The sequence below is a fragment of the Sphingobacterium siyangense genome, from assembly GCF_023277505.1.
Classification (GTDB): Bacteria; Bacteroidota; Bacteroidia; order Sphingobacteriales; family Sphingobacteriaceae; genus Sphingobacterium; species Sphingobacterium siyangense.
The window spans coordinates 16,696-34,053 of record NZ_CP080574.1; the positions used below are offsets into that span (position 1 = coordinate 16,696).

20 protein-coding genes are annotated in these 17,358 nt (G+C 39.7%); 12 read left to right on the plus strand and 8 right to left on the minus strand.

Annotated features, from left to right (window positions below):
- Complete coding sequence (kduI, locus tag K2F45_RS00100) at positions 1–846, minus strand: 5-dehydro-4-deoxy-D-glucuronate isomerase (RefSeq protein WP_075990444.1); 846 nt, start codon at positions 844–846, stop codon at positions 1–3.
- 540 nt (positions 847–1,386) lie between these two features.
- On the opposite strand from kduI, the gene surE reads away from it, so the two are divergent.
- The 8 genes from surE to K2F45_RS00140 all read left to right on the plus strand — a co-directional run bounded on the left by surE (position 1,387) and on the right by K2F45_RS00140 (position 9,670).
- Positions 1,387–2,187, plus strand: coding sequence for a 5'/3'-nucleotidase SurE (gene surE, locus K2F45_RS00105; protein WP_075990445.1), 801 nt, complete (start codon positions 1,387–1,389; stop codon positions 2,185–2,187).
- Positions 2,177–2,437, plus strand: a complete 261-nt coding sequence (locus tag K2F45_RS00110; protein WP_075990446.1) for a hypothetical protein — start codon at positions 2,177–2,179, stop codon at positions 2,435–2,437. Before surE ends, K2F45_RS00110 begins: the two co-directional genes overlap by 11 nt.
- Before the next feature lie 50 nt (positions 2,438–2,487).
- Positions 2,488–3,357 carry a menaquinone biosynthesis family protein gene (locus K2F45_RS00115; RefSeq protein WP_075994567.1) on the plus strand — a complete coding sequence of 290 codons (870 nt, stop codon included), beginning with the start codon at positions 2,488–2,490 and terminating at the stop codon, positions 3,355–3,357.
- A 257-nt stretch (positions 3,358–3,614) separates the two neighbouring features.
- A complete protein-coding gene (gene secA, locus K2F45_RS00120; RefSeq protein ID WP_075990447.1) occupies positions 3,615–6,902 on the plus strand; it encodes a preprotein translocase subunit SecA in 3,288 nt (1,095 codons plus the stop codon).
- Positions 6,903–6,922: 20 nt separating this feature from the next.
- Positions 6,923–7,381, plus strand: a complete 459-nt coding sequence (locus tag K2F45_RS00125; protein ID WP_075990448.1) for an SPOR domain-containing protein — start codon at positions 6,923–6,925, stop codon at positions 7,379–7,381.
- 13 nt (positions 7,382–7,394) lie between these two features.
- Entirely contained in the window at positions 7,395–8,585 is a 1,191-nt protein-coding gene (locus K2F45_RS00130) for a M20 metallopeptidase family protein (protein ID WP_075994568.1), read from the plus strand.
- Between the two features lie 9 nt (positions 8,586–8,594).
- Positions 8,595–9,173, plus strand: coding sequence for a hypothetical protein (locus K2F45_RS00135; RefSeq protein WP_075990449.1), 579 nt, complete (start codon positions 8,595–8,597; stop codon positions 9,171–9,173).
- On the plus strand, positions 9,170–9,670 hold the full coding sequence (locus K2F45_RS00140) for a GNAT family N-acetyltransferase (RefSeq protein ID WP_248932755.1): 501 nt from the start codon (positions 9,170–9,172) through the stop codon (positions 9,668–9,670). The genes K2F45_RS00135 and K2F45_RS00140 overlap by 4 nt, the downstream gene beginning before the upstream one ends.
- On the opposite strand, the gene K2F45_RS00145 is transcribed toward K2F45_RS00140, so the two are convergent.
- Entirely contained in the window at positions 9,667–10,971 is a 1,305-nt protein-coding gene (locus tag K2F45_RS00145) for a M20/M25/M40 family metallo-hydrolase (RefSeq protein WP_075990451.1), read from the minus strand. The two genes, K2F45_RS00140 and K2F45_RS00145, sit on opposite strands and share 4 nt — an antisense overlap.
- 256 nt (positions 10,972–11,227) lie before the next feature.
- Here K2F45_RS00145 and K2F45_RS00150 point away from each other — a divergent pair, with 256 nt between their 5' ends.
- Both K2F45_RS00150 and K2F45_RS00155 read left to right on the plus strand, forming a co-directional pair.
- Positions 11,228–11,542 carry a rhodanese-like domain-containing protein gene (locus tag K2F45_RS00150; RefSeq protein ID WP_075990452.1) on the plus strand — a complete coding sequence of 105 codons (315 nt, stop codon included), beginning with the start codon at positions 11,228–11,230 and terminating at the stop codon, positions 11,540–11,542.
- A 302-nt stretch (positions 11,543–11,844) separates the two neighbouring features.
- Positions 11,845–12,075: a DUF6358 family protein gene (locus K2F45_RS00155; protein ID WP_075990454.1), complete on the plus strand. Its 231-nt coding sequence runs from the start codon at positions 11,845–11,847 to the stop codon at positions 12,073–12,075.
- Positions 12,076–12,108: 33 nt separating this feature from the next.
- Here K2F45_RS00155 and gcvT read toward each other — a convergent pair whose 3' ends face one another.
- The 6 genes from gcvT to K2F45_RS00185 all read right to left on the minus strand — a co-directional run bounded on the left by gcvT (position 12,109) and on the right by K2F45_RS00185 (position 16,502).
- Positions 12,109–13,191: a glycine cleavage system aminomethyltransferase GcvT gene (gcvT, locus tag K2F45_RS00160; protein WP_075990455.1), complete on the minus strand. Its 1,083-nt coding sequence runs from the start codon at positions 13,189–13,191 to the stop codon at positions 12,109–12,111.
- Positions 13,192–13,271: 80 nt separating this feature from the next.
- Positions 13,272–14,090: a DUF6929 family protein gene (locus K2F45_RS00165; RefSeq protein WP_248932756.1), complete on the minus strand. Its 819-nt coding sequence runs from the start codon at positions 14,088–14,090 to the stop codon at positions 13,272–13,274.
- On the minus strand, positions 14,084–14,776 hold the full coding sequence (locus K2F45_RS00170) for a pseudouridine synthase (RefSeq protein ID WP_075990457.1): 693 nt from the start codon (positions 14,774–14,776) through the stop codon (positions 14,084–14,086). The genes K2F45_RS00165 and K2F45_RS00170 overlap by 7 nt, the downstream gene beginning before the upstream one ends.
- A 1-nt stretch (position 14,777) precedes the next feature.
- Entirely contained in the window at positions 14,778–15,146 is a 369-nt protein-coding gene (locus K2F45_RS00175; RefSeq protein ID WP_075990458.1) for a DUF4359 domain-containing protein, read from the minus strand.
- A 145-nt stretch (positions 15,147–15,291) separates the two neighbouring features.
- Complete coding sequence (locus K2F45_RS00180) at positions 15,292–15,783, minus strand: DUF4112 domain-containing protein (RefSeq protein ID WP_075990459.1); 492 nt, start codon at positions 15,781–15,783, stop codon at positions 15,292–15,294.
- 2 nt (positions 15,784–15,785) lie between these two features.
- Positions 15,786–16,502, minus strand: coding sequence for an SIMPL domain-containing protein (locus tag K2F45_RS00185; RefSeq protein ID WP_075990460.1), 717 nt, complete (start codon positions 16,500–16,502; stop codon positions 15,786–15,788).
- Positions 16,503–16,664: 162 nt separating this feature from the next.
- Between K2F45_RS00185 and K2F45_RS00190 the strand changes: the two genes are divergently transcribed.
- Together K2F45_RS00190 and K2F45_RS00195 are read left to right on the plus strand one after the other, a co-directional pair.
- Positions 16,665–16,856: a cold-shock protein gene (locus tag K2F45_RS00190; protein ID WP_046672593.1), complete on the plus strand. Its 192-nt coding sequence runs from the start codon at positions 16,665–16,667 to the stop codon at positions 16,854–16,856.
- Between the two features lie 217 nt (positions 16,857–17,073).
- Positions 17,074–17,268, plus strand: a complete 195-nt coding sequence (locus K2F45_RS00195; RefSeq protein WP_120335849.1) for a quinol oxidase subunit 4 — start codon at positions 17,074–17,076, stop codon at positions 17,266–17,268.
- Positions 17,269–17,358 lie beyond the last annotated feature (90 nt).

Consider the following 17,358-nt stretch of genomic DNA (forward strand, 5'->3'; position numbering starts at 1 on the left):
TTACTTCAATTCTGTGATGGCACATTTGTCCATATCGTCATAATCTAAATTTTCACCCGCCATTCCCCATATAAAGGTATAATTGGAAGTTCCAGCTCCGGAGTGAATTGACCATGGTGGAGAAATTACAGCCTGATCGTTGTGCATCCAAATATGGCGGGTCTCATCGATGGGTCCCATAAAATGTGATACCGCCTGTCCCTCTGGTAATTCAAAATAGAAATAGACTTCCATACGACGATCGTGGGTATGGGATGGCATTGTATTCCATACAGAGCCCGGTTTTAACTCGGTCATTCCCATCTGTAATTGGCAGGTTTGTACCACTTTGTTCAATAACATCTGGTTTATCGTACGGTGGTTAGCTGTTTCCAATGAACCCAATTCTATTTTATTTGCATCTTCTTTCGTTACCTTTTTAGTTGGGTAGCTGCAATGTGCAGGTGTAGAGTTTAAATAGAATTTTGCGGGCTGTGCGGCGTCCTTGCTTGAAAAATAAACCTCTTGAGCACCCTGGCCGATATAAAGGGCTTCTTTGGTATTGAGATCATAGGTAATGCCGTCAACTTCAACTTGACCGTTCCCACCGACATTGATAATACCCAACTCTCTTCTAGAAAGGAAGTAAGGTTCTTTTAATAATGCGGGAATGGTATCTAATTTGATTTTTGAGCTTACAGGCATTGCTCCACCAGCCATATAGCGATCATAGTGGGTATAGACAAAATTAATTCTGTCTTCTTCAAAAACTGTTTCAATTAGAAAATTTTCCCTTAACCCTTGTGTATCTAAAGTTTTGTATTCCTTTGGCCCTATTGCATAACGGGATTCAAAATTAATGCTCATAACTGAATTATTATCTTTGTTTGTCTGTTTGAATGCTAAATTTAGGGCTAATATTTGTCAATAACGACACAATCTTACGCAAACGATGTCGTAGTGATCGGTGGTAAATCATACCCCTACCAAATTATATCTAATAACAATATTTAACCAATGTTTAGACAGTGATTAATCATTATTTATTCAGTCGTTACTGAGCAAGCACTGAACAAGCACTGAACGAGCACTGAACAAGCACTGTTAAAACATATAACTTGGTTACCATCTCATCTTTGTTTGCTGCGCTTAAACTCAGCGCTCCCTTGCAGCTTCCCTGTGTTCGTTTGAACTCCTGTTTCCACAGTCGCTTATGCTGTTTGCCATGTCCTAATGAGCGACCTTTACAGATAATAATTGCCTGTTGTGTCAATATTATTTACATCTCGGTTTCAGATTTACTAACTTCGTATATGGTTAAAAAGAAATACCCGATTCTAAAAGCATAAACACAGATGGAGAGAACTGGAGATTCCTGATGACCTTTAAAAAAGAAATTATTTACATATGAAACCCAATATTTTAGTTGTTAATGACGACGGTATCACAGCGCCGGGGATTAAGGTGCTATTGGAGGAGATGCAGAAAATCGGAAATGTAGTTGTCGTTGCTCCTGATTCGGCGCAATCTGGAATGGGGCATGCCATTACACTTGGTAGACCGTTACGTTTGGATAAAATCAATTTATATGAAGGGGTTGAAATGTATCAGTGTTCAGGAACACCGGTAGATTGTGTGAAACTTGCGGTGAATAAAGTTTTTAAAGGGCAAAAGCCAGATATATGCGTCTCGGGAATCAATCATGGGCTCAACAATTCAATCAATGTTTTGTATTCCGGTACGATGTCTGCTGCGGTAGAAGGGGCTATTGAAGGGATTCCTTCTGTTGGTTTTTCGCTCGATAACTTTTCTCATGATGCGGATTTTAGCTATTGCAGACCTTACGTGATTTCTATTGCCGAGCAGGTGCTGGCGAATGGTCTTCCTAAAAATACATTGCTGAATGTTAATTTTCCGCAAACAGCAGGTTTTAAAGGGATTAAAATTTGTAGACAGGCTGGAGGACATTGGGTGGAAGAATTTGATGAACGCATTGATCCACACAATCGCGATTATTATTGGACAACGGGTAAATTTGTCTTGCAGGACAGGGGGGAAGATACCGATAGTTTTGCATTGGCCAATGGTTATGTATCTGTCGTTCCGACACAGTTCGATATGACGGCACATCACGCTATCCCAGAATTGAATTCATGGAGCTTTGATCATCTGGGAAATACAAGGGGAGACGATAAACGTGAAAAATAATCTCTGGATAGGATTGGGTATCGGTACTGTATCTCCAGTATTGGCTCATATTTTAGTACGTTTTACGGATCTTGAACTTCATTTTTTACCCGAGAAACCCATGGCTATCTATACCATAGCCGTATTGGTTAATTTAGTGCTTTTACGTTTTGCGTATCGGTCGGGAAACGATCATCTCGGAAAAGGAATTATCGCCAGTACTTTTTTGGCAATGATACTTTACCTGATAACGCATAGAATTACGGTTTGATTAAAATTCATAAATCCCATCTGACGGATGGGGAAAAAATTTTGTACAACATGAAATTAACATTAGGATTTTCTCCATGTCCAAACGATACATTTATTTTTGATGCATTGATTCATCATAAGATAGATACCAAAGGACTGGATTTTGAGGTGGAATATCAAGATGTGGAGACCTTGAACTTGAAAGCTTTTCAAGGCGATCTTGACATCACCAAGCTGAGCTATCATGCCTTTGCCTACGCGGTTGAAGATTATGAACTGCTCGATGCAGGTAGTGCTTTAGGATTTGGTGTAGGGCCTATGCTGATTACGAAGGATCCGAAATTAGCGAAATTACTTCAGCAAAAATTAGAAAGAGCTGAAAGCCTAGAGGGATTCGATCAACTGAAAGTGGGTTATCCAGGAAAGTATACAACCGCTAACTTTTTATTAAGCTTGGCATTCCCCGAATTAAAAAATAAAGTTGAACTTGTTTTTTCGGATATTGAGGGAGCCTTACTTGATGGATCCATTGATTTGGGATTGATTATTCATGAAAATAGATTCACTTATGCTGAAAAAGGACTGCATAAAGTCGTAGATCTGGGGGAGTACTGGGAGAAGACGACAAAATTTCCGATTCCTCTTGGCGGAATTGTCGTAAAACGTAGTTTGCCACAAAAGGTGAAGGATACGTTGAATACAATTTTAAAGGAAAGTGTAGAATTCGCATTTGCCAATCCGAAATCTGGACTTGAATTTATTCGTGCGCATGCACAGGAAATGAGTGAAGAGGTGATGTACAAGCATATTGAACTTTATGTCAATAAATATTCAGTAGAGTTGGGGCATGAAGGACGTGATGCGATTACGAAGATGTTTGAAAAGGCTCAGGAACTGGGATTCATTCCGCAATCAGACCAAAAGCTGTTTTTATCATAATCAGCTGACGGATTAGAGGCATATATTACCCAGAAAAACTTCACGTAAAGGTGGCGTAAAAAGGGATAAATATATATGGGATTCTTGCTGGCTGAAAGGAACTGACATTTTCAATAAAAATAACGTAAAAAAAATGGATGTAAGCTGTTAGATATCATATCTAATAACTAAATTTGCCCGATTAGTGTCAAATTGTCTGCAATTTTACTTTGGAGTCATTATTGTACAAAATCTTAAGTTGAGATAGAAAAAAAATTATGTTAAAGTTTTTAAGTAAATTATTTGGAAGTAAATCCGAGAGAGATATCAAGGGAATTCAGCCTGTGGTAGACCAAATCAAAGCTGAATATGAGAAGCTTTCAAATCTAACCAATGACGAGTTACGTGCCAAGACCGTTGATTTCAAAGAAAGAATTAAAAATTACCTAGCAGATATTGACCAAGAAATTGATACGCTTAAAAAAGAAGCGGATCAAGACGAGGACGATATGGCAAAGAAAACTTCTATTTACGAGCAAGTGGACAAATTGTCCAAAGACCGTGACAAGAAGTTGGAAGAGGTATTGAAGGATATTTTACCGGAGGCATTTGCTGTGGTAAAAGAAACTTCAAGACGTTTGACAGAAAACGAAGAATTAGAAGTTACTGCCAACGATTTTGACAGAGAATTGGCTGTTTACAAATCAAACGTTATCATCAATGGTGATAAGGCGATTTGGAAAAACAAATGGATGGCTGCAGGTACTGAGGTCACTTGGAACATGGTACACTATGATGTCCAGTTAATCGGTGGTATTGTATTGCACAGCGGTAAAATTGCCGAGATGGCAACAGGTGAGGGTAAAACGTTGGTAGGAACATTACCGACCTATCTAAATGCTCTTTCTGGTCAAGGAGTACACATCGTAACGGTGAATGATTACCTTGCTCGTCGTGACTCGGAGTGGAATGCACCGTTATTTGAGTTCCATGGGCTATCTGTTGACTGTATCGATAAACATCAACCAAATTCCCCGCAACGTCGTAAGGCTTATCAATCGGATATCGTATATGGTACGAATAATGAGTTTGGCTTTGATTATCTACGTGATAATATGGTTCAGACTCCAGACGCATTGGTGCAAGGAAAATTACACTTTGCCATGGTCGATGAGGTTGACTCTGTATTGATTGATGATGCGCGTACACCACTAATTATCTCAGGTCCGATTCCTCGTGGCGATCAACACGAATTCTACCAATTAAAACCGCGTATCGAACGTTTGGTACATGTACAGAAAGCTTACATCAATACAGTCTTGAATGATGCTAAAAAAGCGCTGGCGGCAGGAGATTCTGATGTTGAAGGCGGAGGTTTAGCATTATTAAGAGCTTATCGAGGTTTACCTAAAAATAAAGCATTAATCAAGTTCTTAAGCGAAGGTGCTAATCGTTCTATCTTACAAAAAGTAGAAAACTACTATATGCAAGAGCAAAATAAAAATATGCCTAAAGTAGATGCAGAACTTTATTTTGTGATTGATGAAAAGAATAATCAAGTAGAATTGACAGAAAAAGGTATCGAGTTGATTACAGCAACAGGTGAAGATCCTTCATTCTTTATTTTACCGGATGTTGGTACTGAGATTGCCGAAATTGAAAAGTCTTCTTTGACTTTGGAAGAAAAGGCAGCTCAGAAAGAAGACATGCTGCGCGATTATTCAATTAAAGCAGAGCGTATTCACTCGATTAACCAGCTGTTAAAAGCATATACCTTGTTTGAAAATGATGTTGAATATATCGTTGATGAAGGTAAAGTGAAAATTGTTGATGAGCAAACAGGTCGTATCATGGATGGCCGTCGTTACTCAGATGGTTTGCACCAGGCGATCGAAGCAAAGGAGAATGTGAAAGTAGAAGATGCAACACAAACTTACGCAACGATTACACTGCAAAATTACTTCCGTATGTACCACAAGCTTTCGGGTATGACAGGTACAGCGTCGACAGAGGCCGGTGAACTTTGGGAAATTTACAAACTTGATGTGGTCGAAATTCCGACGAATCGTGTTGCACAACGCGATGACCGTCAGGATCTGATTTATCGTACGGCACGTGAAAAATACAACGCAGTAGCTGAAGAAATTCAACGATTGACAGATGCTGGACGTCCAGTATTGGTTGGTACGACATCGGTTGAAATTTCGGAGTTATTGAGCCGTATGCTTCAATTGCGTAAGATTAAACATAATGTATTAAATGCGAAGTTACACCAAAAAGAAGCTGATATCGTAGCTGAAGCTGGACGCCCAGGACAAGTAACCATCGCGACGAACATGGCTGGTCGTGGTACGGATATTAAATTGACCGAAGAAGTTAAAAATGCTGGCGGTCTTGCAATTATCGGTACCGAAAGACACGAATCTCGTCGTGTTGACCGTCAGTTACGTGGTCGTGCAGGTCGTCAGGGAGACCCAGGTTCTTCGCAATTCTTCGTTTCTTTGGAAGATAACTTGATGCGTTTATTTGCTTCAGAGAGAATCTCTAACATCATGGTGAAAATGGGTGTTGAAGAGGGGGAAGTGATGCAACATAGTATGTTGACTAAATCCATCGAACGTGCACAACGTAAAGTGGAGGAGAATAACTTTGGTATCCGTAAACGCCTATTGGAATACGATGATGTCATGAATTCACAACGTACTGTAATCTATTCGAAGCGTAAAAACGCTTTGTTTGGAGAACGTTTGGATGTGGATTTGAACAACATGATTTTTGATGTAGCCGAAGAAATTGTCGTTGAAGCAAAAGAGCAAGGTAACTATGAAGATTTCCAAATCGAAGTAATCCGTATTTTTGCGATTACACCAGAAATTACTGCGGAAGAATTTGCGCAAGGCAAAATTGAAGGCTTGACCGATCGTCTATTTGAGCATGCAATTAATGCTTACCACCATAAAATTGAAGCCGTTGGCGCTTTGACAGTTCCTGTATTGAATAATGTGTATGCGGAAAGAGGTCAAATTGTCGAAAATGTCGTTATTCCATTTACGGATGGTATCCGTGGCATTCAAGTTTCGGCGAATTTGAAAAAAGCGATCGAAAGCAATGGTAAAGAAGTTTTCAAATCTTTTGAAAAAGGAATCGTATTAGCATTAATCGACGAGGCTTGGAAAGAGCACTTGCGTGAAATGGATGATTTGAAACAATCCGTTCAAAATGCTGTTTATGAACAAAAGGATCCGATTATCATTTATAAAATGGAGGCATTTGATTTGTTTAAATCGATGTTGGCTTCCATGAATAAAGATGTCGTTAGCTTTATTTTCAAAGGAGAGATTCCAGGTCAAGAACCGACTTCTATGCAAGCGAGACAAGTACAGCAGGCGCCAGTGAAAACTGTTGAAAGCAAAGCTGAATTGGCTTCGCCTACAGGTGTGAGTGAAGAGGATGTGAATGAGGGTGCAAAAGAACCTGTTCGTAATGAGAATACTGTGGGACGCAATGACGAATGTCCTTGTGGTTCAGGAAAAAAATATAAAAATTGCCACGGCGCAAATAACTAATCGATAAGAAAGGTTAAACTATGCTGAAGAGAGGATTGATTTTCATACATGCACTTGTGTTGTTTGCGCTAGCTCAGGTGAACGCACAAGAAAAAGGTGGAGTAATTGTAACCAAAGATTCATTGATTACACAGCTTCAAAATTTCAGGGCAGCTATGGGGATCAATCCTGTCGAAAGCAAAACGACAGTAGTTCCTTCTAAACCCGTCGTCCGCTCAGCGGCAACGCGGGTCAAAGTAAGGGGATTCCGTGTACAGATCTTCGCTGGATCAAATCGGAATCAGGCATTTTCGGAGCAGACACGTTTCCGAAGCATGTATAAAGATATTGATACCTACATCACCTATGATGAACCCAATTATCGCGTTAAGGTAGGAGATTTTAGAAGTCGTTCAGAAGCAAATGCGTTCATGCGCGAGTTACGTCAATATTTTAGCAACGTCTTTGTTTTTTCAGAGAACGTTTTTGTATATCAATAAATCAATCAACCTTATGGCAAGTACGAAAGAAAAAGTCCTGGCCTTAGCTCATCAATATTTTGAAGATACGGTTTCCAATCGTAGACATCTTCATCAGAATCCTGAACTTTCCTTCGAAGAATACAATACCTCGGCATTTGTAAAAGCGCAATTGGATGAATTGGGAATTCCTTATGAGGCTAAAGCCGATACGGGTATTGTCGCTTTAATCAAAGGTGACCTACCATCAGATGAAGTTATTGCGTTACGCGCAGATATGGATGCTTTACCAATCCAAGAAGTGGAGGGCCGTTCATATGGGTCCAAGAATCCTGGAGTGATGCATGCCTGTGGCCATGATGTACATACCTCTTCTCTTTTGGGGACAGCTAAAATATTGAATAGCCTGAAAGCCGAATTTGGAGGAACGATCAAATTGATCTTCCAGCCCGGTGAGGAGCGCTTGCCAGGAGGAGCTTCCTTAATGATCAAAGAGGGCGCTTTGCAAAACCCGGCTCCTTCGGCCATAATAGGCCAGCATGTGATGCCTTTTATCGAGGTGGGTAAGGTTGGTTTCCGAGAGGGAAAATACATGGCCTCCTGCGATGAACTGTTTATGACAGTCAAAGGCAGGGGCGGGCATGGTGCACATCCGCATCAAAATATTGATCCAATTGTTATTACAGCACAGATCATTACCGCTTTGCAACAGATCGCTAGTCGATTTGCAGACCCACGTACCCCAACGGTTTTATCTTTTGGAAAGATTATTGCCAATGGAGCGACAAATATTATTCCTGATCAAGTATATCTGGAAGGTACATTTCGCACATTTGACGAGGAGTGGCGTGCTGAGGCGCATGAAAGAATGGTGAAAATTGCTGTCGGCATTGCTGAAAGTATGGGGGCAATTTGTGAATTTGAGGTCCGTAAGGGATATCCTTTTTTAATAAACGAACCTCAATTGACTAAAAATGCACGCACTTTTGCAGAAGAATATCTTGGTAAGGAAAATGTTGTAGACTTAGATCTATGGCCTGCCGCGGAGGATTTTTCCTATTATTCGCAAGAAATTAATGCTTGTTTCTATCGTTTGGGTACAGGTAATGCGGCACGAGGAATTTCTTCAGCTGTTCATACGCCTACCTTTGATGTGGACGAAAGCTCGTTGGAGATCAGTACGGGATTGATGGCATACATTACCTTGCGTAGGCTCGGTTATTAAATAGAACCTATGTCATCTCATCATATTGTCCGCGAAAATCAGGAACCCGCATTACTGATTGAAGATCTTTTCCTTATTGATGAAGAGGATTTGGGCCAGCTACTGGAATGGAGCCCAACCATTGTAATCGAAGAAGGAACAATGGATTTACTGGATGCACGAGGGTATAAGTTCGATATTGTTTTTACAAAAAATGCCATTAACGCGTCACAGGAGAATCTGAAGGTAATTTCCTATGATAATGCTTTTCTAAGGACCGCTATTGAATACCTTGTAGCACATCAGTATAAAGCGGTGAATATCTTGACCGATCAGCTTGATGTGGCGTATTACGAGCCCTATCTTGAGCAGATTAATGTTGTCCTTATCACGAATGGGGTTCGCTATTGTTTTGTGACAACAGGATTCACCAAATGGAAGCCGGCAGGGGAAAGGATCCGAATTGAGGGACTTGATACTGATGGAAAAAATACGCACGAAGGCTTGATTAAGATCAGTGACAACGAATACGAAATGGAAAAAGACGGCTTATTTGTCCTTAAATTTTCCCATGTAAAATACATTTTAATAGGAGAAAAGATCGCATGATAACAATAGAATTGGCAGAACAAAGCGATATCAGAAGCATTTCAAATATGGCGCATATTATTTGGCCAGTTACTTATGGAGCCATACTTTCACAGGACCAAATTGACTTTATGCTGGAAACAAGCTATACCGTTGAAGGACTTGCAGAAAGCATGGTTAATGGCCAATTTTTCTATATTTTGAAAGAAGATGGTATCGGACAGGGATTTATTGCCTTGAGAACTCTTGAAGATCGCGTCCGTATTGAAAAGCTCTACTTGATGCCTAACGTTCAAGGAAAAGGTTTCGGAAAGGCACTGATAGACTTCGCTTCGGAAAAAACACGACTAAAAGGTAAAGGTATTCTTGAACTAAATGTAAATAGAAATAACCCTGCTTACCATTTCTATTTAAAGCAGGGCTTTGAGGTCATTGAAGCTATTGATATTCCTTATTATGATTATGTGCTAAACGACTATGTTATGCAAAAGGAAGTCAACGCTTCAGCTGTTTCTTAATCTTTTAGTTTTTCGACGCGGGAAGGTGTTTGTCTGCCTTCTACAATTCCCGAGATACCTATCGCGATCGCTTCTATACTGGAAATAATGTTCTGAACGTTTAGCGTAGATACCTCATCTTTTACGGTGTGGTAGTATTCATCCTTATCCATTTGAGAGGTTGAGAACGAATGTGCCGGAACTCCCTTGGCCGCTAATACTGCATTGTCACTACGGTAAAACAGATTCTGTTTGGTATAAGGATCTGGGTAGAATTTGAAGGTTGTATTTTTCAGATTCTCCTGCATCAATTCGCCAAGATTGGATTGATCATATCCCGTGATATATACCGTATTGGGACCGAATTTTGAGTCTTTTCCGATCATTTCCATATTGATCATCGCGACTACCTGATCCGCATTGATATGGTTGGAAAAATATTTTGAGCCATACATGCCAAGCTCTTCGGCGGTAAAGGCGACAAAAATAAGGGTCCTTTCATTTTTATTCTGTTTTTTGTAGTAATCTGCCAGGGTCAACATCGCTGTTACGCCCGAGGCATCATCATCGGCTCCGTTGGCAATAGAATCTTGACCCACTGCCGGAAGAATGCCAATATGATCGTAATGTCCCGAAAAGATGACGTATTCGTTGGGTTTACTTTTGCCGGGAATAATTCCCGCCACATTAAACAAGGGGAAATTTTGAAGTTTCCGTTCAATATGAATTTGAAATGCTTTGGGCTTTTCCGCTGTCAAAAGGTAGACAATCGATGGTTTTTGTTTGGTGGATTCCTCTATAAATTTTGGAGCGTTGAGCATTTGACCAAAACGTACAAAATAGCTTTCAAAGGAAGGATCTACCAAGACAAGTGTATTTTCTTTGGCCAGTGAATGTTCTCTAAATACTTTCGCAAAATCATCACCCGATTTTATTTCGACGATGTTAAGGCTACTTTGATTATCCCACTGTAAATCCACATGGTTTCCAAGTGAAATAATATGGTCAGCTGCAATAACCTGCTTATTGATGGTTGCGGATTTGCTTACCGGAGAGATTTTATCCAATTGGAATGTCTGCCTATAATTTTGTTCTGCGTAGGGGGTCAGGCCTATTCTCTTCATTTCAGCAGCGATAAAATCTGCAGCAGGTTCGATGTCTTTTGTCAAAGCAGATCTCCCACGCATATCGTCGGCGGCTAAGGTATTGAGTATACGGCTCACATCTTGGCGTTCCTGAGCGGAAATGACTTGCTGTCCATAAGTTACTGCCGAGAGTGCTAGTAAAGATATAGACAGTATAATTTTAGGTATTGAATTCATATAAAGCTTAGTAAAGTCTGGGTGAAGATAAGGAAAATTCTACAAGCGAATTGTGCATGAAAAAAAATCCTAAAATGATGCAGACAAAATGATGCGAAGATAGGGAAATCCCGTCTGGCATTTCTAACGCCGTTAATACACTAAAAATTGAGGCTATTTTATGCTATTCTCATTAACAATGGCTGATTTTGAGCATCCATGAAAGCGAACACTTTCGGAAAAAATGTAGTATATTTGAATATTAAATAGTTTGAAAATGAAAGAAGTATCTGTACAAGAATTAAAGAATAAAATCGATAACAACGAAGATTTTCAGTTGATAGACGTTCGTGAATCCTTTGAGTATGAAGTATCAAATTTAAATGGATTGAATATTCCACTTTCAGGTATATTGATCGAAGCGGATAAGATTGCGAAAGATAAACCTGTTATCGTACAATGTCGTTCTGGAAAACGTTCTGCACAGGCGATTATGTTATTGGAGCAACAAGGTTTTGACAATCTTGCAAACTTAAGAGGCGGAATTTTAGCTTGGAAAGAGGAAATCGATCCAGAGTTAGACGTTTATTAAGATGAAGAATTTGGAGCATCAGACTAAGCAAGCTTTCTTGTTTAGTCTTGCTTTTTATAGCGTAGCTATTTTAGCGCGATTATTTAACCTTGGTATATTCCCTATATTAGGTAGCCTTTCCATTTTATTGTCTCTCCTATGGGTAATATTGGTTCTACGGGAAATCATGCTTTCGAGGACAATTTCTAACACGGAGAGGATGCTGATGGCTTTGACGATCGTTTTATTAAACATTGTTGGGGGAGCATTCTATTTCTTTGGAGGATGGAGAAAACGGGTATTGGGATTAATAAAAAAGTAATATGTTAAAGTATTTTTTTCTAAACATCGTGTTGAGTTTGGCTATTGTATTTTTAGTTTACAGTGGTTTTGAAGGGTATAAGGCCGGCAACATGTTGGTAACGGGATTATCCATCGCCTTTTTGGTGGTTTTGATCTACCTCCGCGTTGTTTTAAGCAAACGAGTTCGATCGCTTATTCAACAAAAAGAAAGCGGTAAACAGCAACCTGCTACAAAACAAAAGAAGAAGTGATAAAAAAAGCCTGCTTTAAGCAGGCTTTTTTTATTACTTCACAAATGGTGGTTTTGTTACTTTTGCTTTTATTTTTTGATTGCGGATCAGAATAAAGATCTCGGTGCCGTCTTTTGAAAAGGCTGTATCCACATAACCCAAACCGATTGATTTTTTCAATGTTGGTGATTGCGTTCCCGAAGTAACACGTCCAATTACATTTCCATCAGCATCAACGATTTCGTAATCATGACGAGGAATGCCTCTGTCAATCATCTCGAAACCAACAAGCTTTTTCTTTAGACCAGCTTCTTTTTCCGCTTTAAGCGCCGCAGAATTCACAAAGTCTTTTGTAAACTTCGTTACCCAGCCTAAACCGCCTTCTAAAGGAGATGTATTATCATCGATATCATTTCCGTATAGGCAGAAACCCATTTCTAGACGTAAAGTATCACGGGCACCTAAACCAATTGGTTTGATTCCATAAGCTTTACCTGCTTCAAAAATAGCATCCCATACTTTTTGGGCATCTTCATTGGCCACATAGATTTCAAAACCTCCAGCGCCAGTATATCCTGTTGCAGAAACCAACACATTTTCTACACCCGCAAATGTACCTTTTGCAAAGGTATAGTATTCCATTGGAGCTAATTCGATATCTGTAAGCGATTGAAGTGCATCCGCAGCCTTAGGACCTTGTACTGCAAATAAAGAGGTTTGATCCGAGATATTCTTCATCTCCACACCATCTGTATTGTATTTGGAGATCCAGTTCCAATCTTTCTCAATATTTGACGCATTCACAACCAAAAAATATGTCTTATCGTCTATACGGTATGTTAGGAAGTCATCAACTACACCGCCAGTTTCATTGGGGATATAAGCATATTGAACTTTGCCATCGTATAATTTTGACACATCATTGGAAGAGATTTTTTGAAGTAGATCCAGGGCTTTTTCACCTTTTAGGATGAATTCACCCATGTGGCTTACATCAAAAACTCCTACACCTGTGCGAACTGTTTCGTGCTCATCATTGATGCCTGTGTATTGTACGGGCATGTTGAAGCCTGCAAAGGGAACCATTTTTGCTCCTAAAGCAATGTGCGTCTCCGAAAGGGCAGTATTTTTTAACATAAAAATTAAGTTTTAATCAGCTACAAATTTAATAAAATATACGTGATTCCTCACTGTGAATCCATTTTAGAACAATCGATTTAATTGCTTACCTGGAGCGAATAGATGGTCATATGATCATCTTCGCTATCGGTATCCTCACACAGCAGGAAAACAAGGCCTTGGGTCGTCTTCTCTTTTAACGTGATTCCTTCAAATTTATGCTTTTCAGGAATTTCGAATGTCTCGGGTTTGCCAGAAAGATCTGAAGGTATTTTTCCAAGAAGGGAACCTCCGATTTCTCCATCCAGATAGGTCGATTTTGCGTCTTCCGCGGTAGCGATAAAATAGATTTCATTTCCAACCAGGGTCGCATCTGAGAAGCCTGTCGAGATGCCATTTAGCTTGGGTAGTTCAATCGGGATACATCGGGACTGGCCAGGATAAAGCGGGTGATACTCTAAAATGGCATTTGTGCCTTTAGGACCATTTCCCCGGTTAAAAAATAGGATCTTATCTTTTACATGAACAACACCTTCAATATTGAAGTCTTCTTTGGAAATACTGAATTTTTCCATTAAGGAAGAATAGATTTTACTGAAGTCTTCCTCGAGGATTGTTTTGCCGTCCCAAATAAAACGATTGTTTCTGTTTGGGGTAGAACCAGAACCATAAAGATAATAGCGGCTTCCATCGAAAGTGATCGATTCCAAATCCAATTTAGCTGCTTTAGCAATGTTTTCCATCGGATCAGACTGGCGTAGTATCGTTTTAGACAACTTTTGGTCTGCGATATGATAGCTGTAGATGTAATTGCTATTGTCAGAAATGATATGGATCTGCCTATCCTGATAGACAATACCAGAAGCTGCAGTGATACCGGATATGCTGATAAAGGCTTCGAGAATCAATTTTAACATACTTCATTGAGATTTAATATTTCCAATACTCTGATGAAATCGGGTTGTAGGGGCGCTTCGATATGAACGTCTTCGCCCGATAACGGATGTTTAAAGGTCAGCTCCGAGGCATGCAACAGCATGGTATCCATTTGGTACGTTTCTTTCCAGAACTTGTTTTGTTTGTTGCATCCGTGCGGGCGATCGCCGATAATTGGATGGAAGATATGCGCGAAATGGCGGCGTAACTGATGCATACGACCTGTAATTGGATTGGCTTCGACGAGACTGTATCGTGACGTCGGAAATTTTCCGAAGGGAACGTCCAGCTCGCTTTGAGCAAGTAAACGAAAAGACGTTTGGGCTTCCTGAAGCGTACCATCGTCCCTTTTTAAGGGATAATCAATCAGACCTTCCGCTGGTGCGAAGCCCCTGAGTACAGCGAGGTATTTTTTGTCGACCTTGCGCTCCTGAAAACTTTTTTGTAAATATTGGTCAGTCTCCTTATTTAGCGAAAATAGCAGTATGCCTCCAGTCTTCCTGTCCAAACGATGTGCGGGATAAACTGTTTTTCCTAGTTGGTCCCGAAGGAGCTGTAGCGCAAATTCTGAAGCATCGCGTGCGATAGAAGATCGGTGTACCAATAGTCCATGCGGTTTATTGATTGCAACGATAGATTCGTCTTCGTAGAGTATTTCTAAAGGCATATTAGATCTTTTTCAATGCAGCAATAATTTCGTCTGCTTTTTCATCAATTTTTGGGCTCAGCCAGATGTGTTTAAAAGCGCCTCCGCCTATGATCTGTTCGGTGCCCTGCCATTTTATTTTTGTTAAAGAAAACAAATAGTAGTTGTCTACCACGACCGAAGTTTGAATAAATCTATCGACAATGTCGTTGCCAAAAAGCTGCATCCCCAATCCGAAAAATTCCTGATCTTTTGCATGAAGCTGGCTTTTCAATAGCTGTTCAGCTTTCGCACGTACAATTTTTTCATGTTCCTCTTTGCTGGGGTTCGTCAAAATTGCAGCCAGCATGACGACGATCAAAATCAGTGCAAATATTCTTTTTTTACTCATTTTAAATTCGAGATTAAGTTTTGGATGTCATAACGGGATGACTATTGACATCAAAATTATTAAATAGATATTAGATATAGGTCATTGTTTCCCCAGAAATACCAAGGATTCCAATTTAGCGAGAGAATGACAGGAATTGTTGGCATTAGATACCATTTAGCAGCGAAAAAGCCCAGGAGAATAATGTCCAAATAAGATACAATGTAACAGCGATGAGCAGGAAAAAGACAATCAGGATACTGATGACGATTCCGATACCCGAACCCGTATGTTTTCCTTCATAATAATGTTGTCTCAGTAATTTGATATTCTTTTCGTTGGCTTTGCTAAAAAAATCGAGCAGGTTTCCGAGGAAAGGAATGCTCCCAAGAATTGCATCCAGGGAAATATTGAGGAGCATGCGTATGACGAGCTTGGGACTGGCGCCATTACGCCACATGGCTATGACTAAGACTAGTGATGTTCCAAAACCCGCTATTGCTCCTCCTAGGGGAATAAGGTTTAACAGCGGATCTAACCCAAACCGAAATCCTCCAATTTTAAACTGATTATCCATTAACCAAGATATTCGGTCGATCCAACCGAAATCTTGGTCAATTTGTTTTAATTTATCTGCTGGAGTTTTTTCTCTGTGCATGATTACAATAACTCGAACGAAGCGCTGATCTCACTCGTTACTTTCATCGGTCTGATATTTAAATCAAGCCCATTGCCAGCAGCACTATCTGCAGCTTCGGCCATGGCGCCTTTATACATAGCGTTACGCATCATCGGTTGAACGCCAAATATAATTTGTTGCGGTGTTTCAGATAATACGATGGCTTTGCCAATTTTTTGACCTGCTGCTTCTGCTAGAATCTGTGCATTAGCTTTGGCATCCAATACTGCTTTGGTTTTTAAACTTTTTTCCAGTTCCTTTTTCTTCGAATAGTCATATTCACTGATATAAGTGCTTTGGATACCCGCTTTGTCGACTCCATCTAGTAATTGATCCAAATTATTCAAGTTGGTTACCTTGATACGGTACTGTCTCGAAAGTAGAATATCTGTATCTTTTTTCTTTTTGTCCGGGACGTTATAACTCCAGATATTTTGGATGGTAAAATCCTCTTTTTTAACACCAGCTTTTGTTGCCGAATCAAACAGATCCTTTTCTAATTTGTCTATTGCAGCTTTTTTCTTGGTGTTGCCATTCTCATAAAACTCTTTCAGTGTTACATCGATGTAGATGATATCGGGAGTTACTTCCTCTTCGGCACGTCCTACCGTGGATACAAATTCTTTATTAACCATTTGTTGTGCGTTTAATTGAGTCATCAAACCTAAAAAGGCAAGTCCTAAAAGTATTTTTTTCATGTTTTTTGTCTTAAAGTTTTTATAATAATACGATTGCTATTATCGCTTTGCTACAAGATTGGAGCCAAAGTTGATGAAAAAGTTTAACGGATAAAAAAAATAAAAAGGTTAAGATTTTTGATTTTATTTCTATACCTTTAGGGAAATTAATAATATAGTGCCATGCAAGAAGGTAAAGTAAAATTCTTTAATGAGACCAAAGGTTTCGGTTTCATCATCCCTAACTCAGGCGAGAGCGAAATTTTTGTTCACGTTTCGGGATTAGTAGACAAAGTTCGTGAGAATGACAATGTATCTTACGAAGTTGAACAAGGCCGTAAAGGTCTTAATGCGGTAAATGTAAGAGTTATCTAATTAGATTGAAGATATATTTATTGTGAAAAGGCCTATGCGAACAGCATGGGCTTTTTTATGCAGTTGTATTTTATGAGCCAGGATTTTTATGAGCCAGGATTGATATTATCCTTTAGCATTGGAAATTCGAAAGAGTAGGTGCGAGGGCCGTTGTTATGGTCGGTTAAACATTTTGGACTGATAATTGTAATGAAGTGTTTAAAATATGGAGATTAAGATGAAACGCACTTTATTATTGGTTCTTTCTGTTGTCATAGCGGTTTCCATGTCGGCATGTTATTCCACTCATCATGGCCACAGCCATGGCCGAGGTCCGAAAAAAATGCCGCCGGGTCAGGCTAAAAAATACTATGGAGAGCAGTCTGCTCGTGATTTTGCTCCCGGGCAACAAAAGAAAAAACACAGACATTAATTCTAATTGGATGCTAGAGAATCAAATCCGTTACTATTCTTGGGGCGGTGAATTTTCGTTAGTTTGATCGGGAAAGATCAAAAATAGAAT

Excerpts from the sequence above, each read along its gene's own strand:
- surE (WP_075990445.1), top strand. The coding sequence starts at position 1,387 with ATGAAACCCAATATTTTAGTTGTTAATGACGACGGTATCACAGCGCCG.
- K2F45_RS00195 (WP_120335849.1), top strand. The coding sequence starts at position 17,074 with ATGAAACGCACTTTATTATTGGTTCTTTCTGTTGTCATAGCGGTTTCC.
- K2F45_RS00150 (WP_075990452.1), top strand. The coding sequence starts at position 11,228 with ATGAAAGAAGTATCTGTACAAGAATTAAAGAATAAAATCGATAACAAC.
- K2F45_RS00145 (WP_075990451.1), bottom strand. The coding sequence starts at position 10,971 with ATGAATTCAATACCTAAAATTATACTGTCTATATCTTTACTAGCACTC.
- gcvT (WP_075990455.1), bottom strand. The coding sequence starts at position 13,191 with ATGTTAAAAAATACTGCCCTTTCGGAGACGCACATTGCTTTAGGAGCA.
- K2F45_RS00155 (WP_075990454.1), top strand. The coding sequence starts at position 11,845 with ATGTTAAAGTATTTTTTTCTAAACATCGTGTTGAGTTTGGCTATTGTA.
- K2F45_RS00175 (WP_075990458.1), bottom strand. The coding sequence starts at position 15,146 with ATGAGTAAAAAAAGAATATTTGCACTGATTTTGATCGTCGTCATGCTG.
- kduI (WP_075990444.1), bottom strand. The coding sequence starts at position 846 with ATGAGCATTAATTTTGAATCCCGTTATGCAATAGGGCCAAAGGAATAC.
- K2F45_RS00135 (WP_075990449.1), top strand. The coding sequence starts at position 8,595 with ATGTCATCTCATCATATTGTCCGCGAAAATCAGGAACCCGCATTACTG.
- K2F45_RS00190 (WP_046672593.1), top strand. The coding sequence starts at position 16,665 with ATGCAAGAAGGTAAAGTAAAATTCTTTAATGAGACCAAAGGTTTCGGT.
- K2F45_RS00130 (WP_075994568.1), top strand. The coding sequence starts at position 7,395 with ATGGCAAGTACGAAAGAAAAAGTCCTGGCCTTAGCTCATCAATATTTT.
- K2F45_RS00165 (WP_248932756.1), bottom strand. The coding sequence starts at position 14,090 with ATGTTAAAATTGATTCTCGAAGCCTTTATCAGCATATCCGGTATCACT.
- K2F45_RS00185 (WP_075990460.1), bottom strand. The coding sequence starts at position 16,502 with ATGAAAAAAATACTTTTAGGACTTGCCTTTTTAGGTTTGATGACTCAA.
- K2F45_RS00180 (WP_075990459.1), bottom strand. The coding sequence starts at position 15,783 with ATGCACAGAGAAAAAACTCCAGCAGATAAATTAAAACAAATTGACCAA.
- K2F45_RS00170 (WP_075990457.1), bottom strand. The coding sequence starts at position 14,776 with ATGCCTTTAGAAATACTCTACGAAGACGAATCTATCGTTGCAATCAAT.
- K2F45_RS00140 (WP_248932755.1), top strand. The coding sequence starts at position 9,170 with ATGATAACAATAGAATTGGCAGAACAAAGCGATATCAGAAGCATTTCA.
- K2F45_RS00125 (WP_075990448.1), top strand. The coding sequence starts at position 6,923 with ATGCTGAAGAGAGGATTGATTTTCATACATGCACTTGTGTTGTTTGCG.
- secA (WP_075990447.1), top strand. The coding sequence starts at position 3,615 with ATGTTAAAGTTTTTAAGTAAATTATTTGGAAGTAAATCCGAGAGAGAT.
- K2F45_RS00115 (WP_075994567.1), top strand. The coding sequence starts at position 2,488 with ATGAAATTAACATTAGGATTTTCTCCATGTCCAAACGATACATTTATT.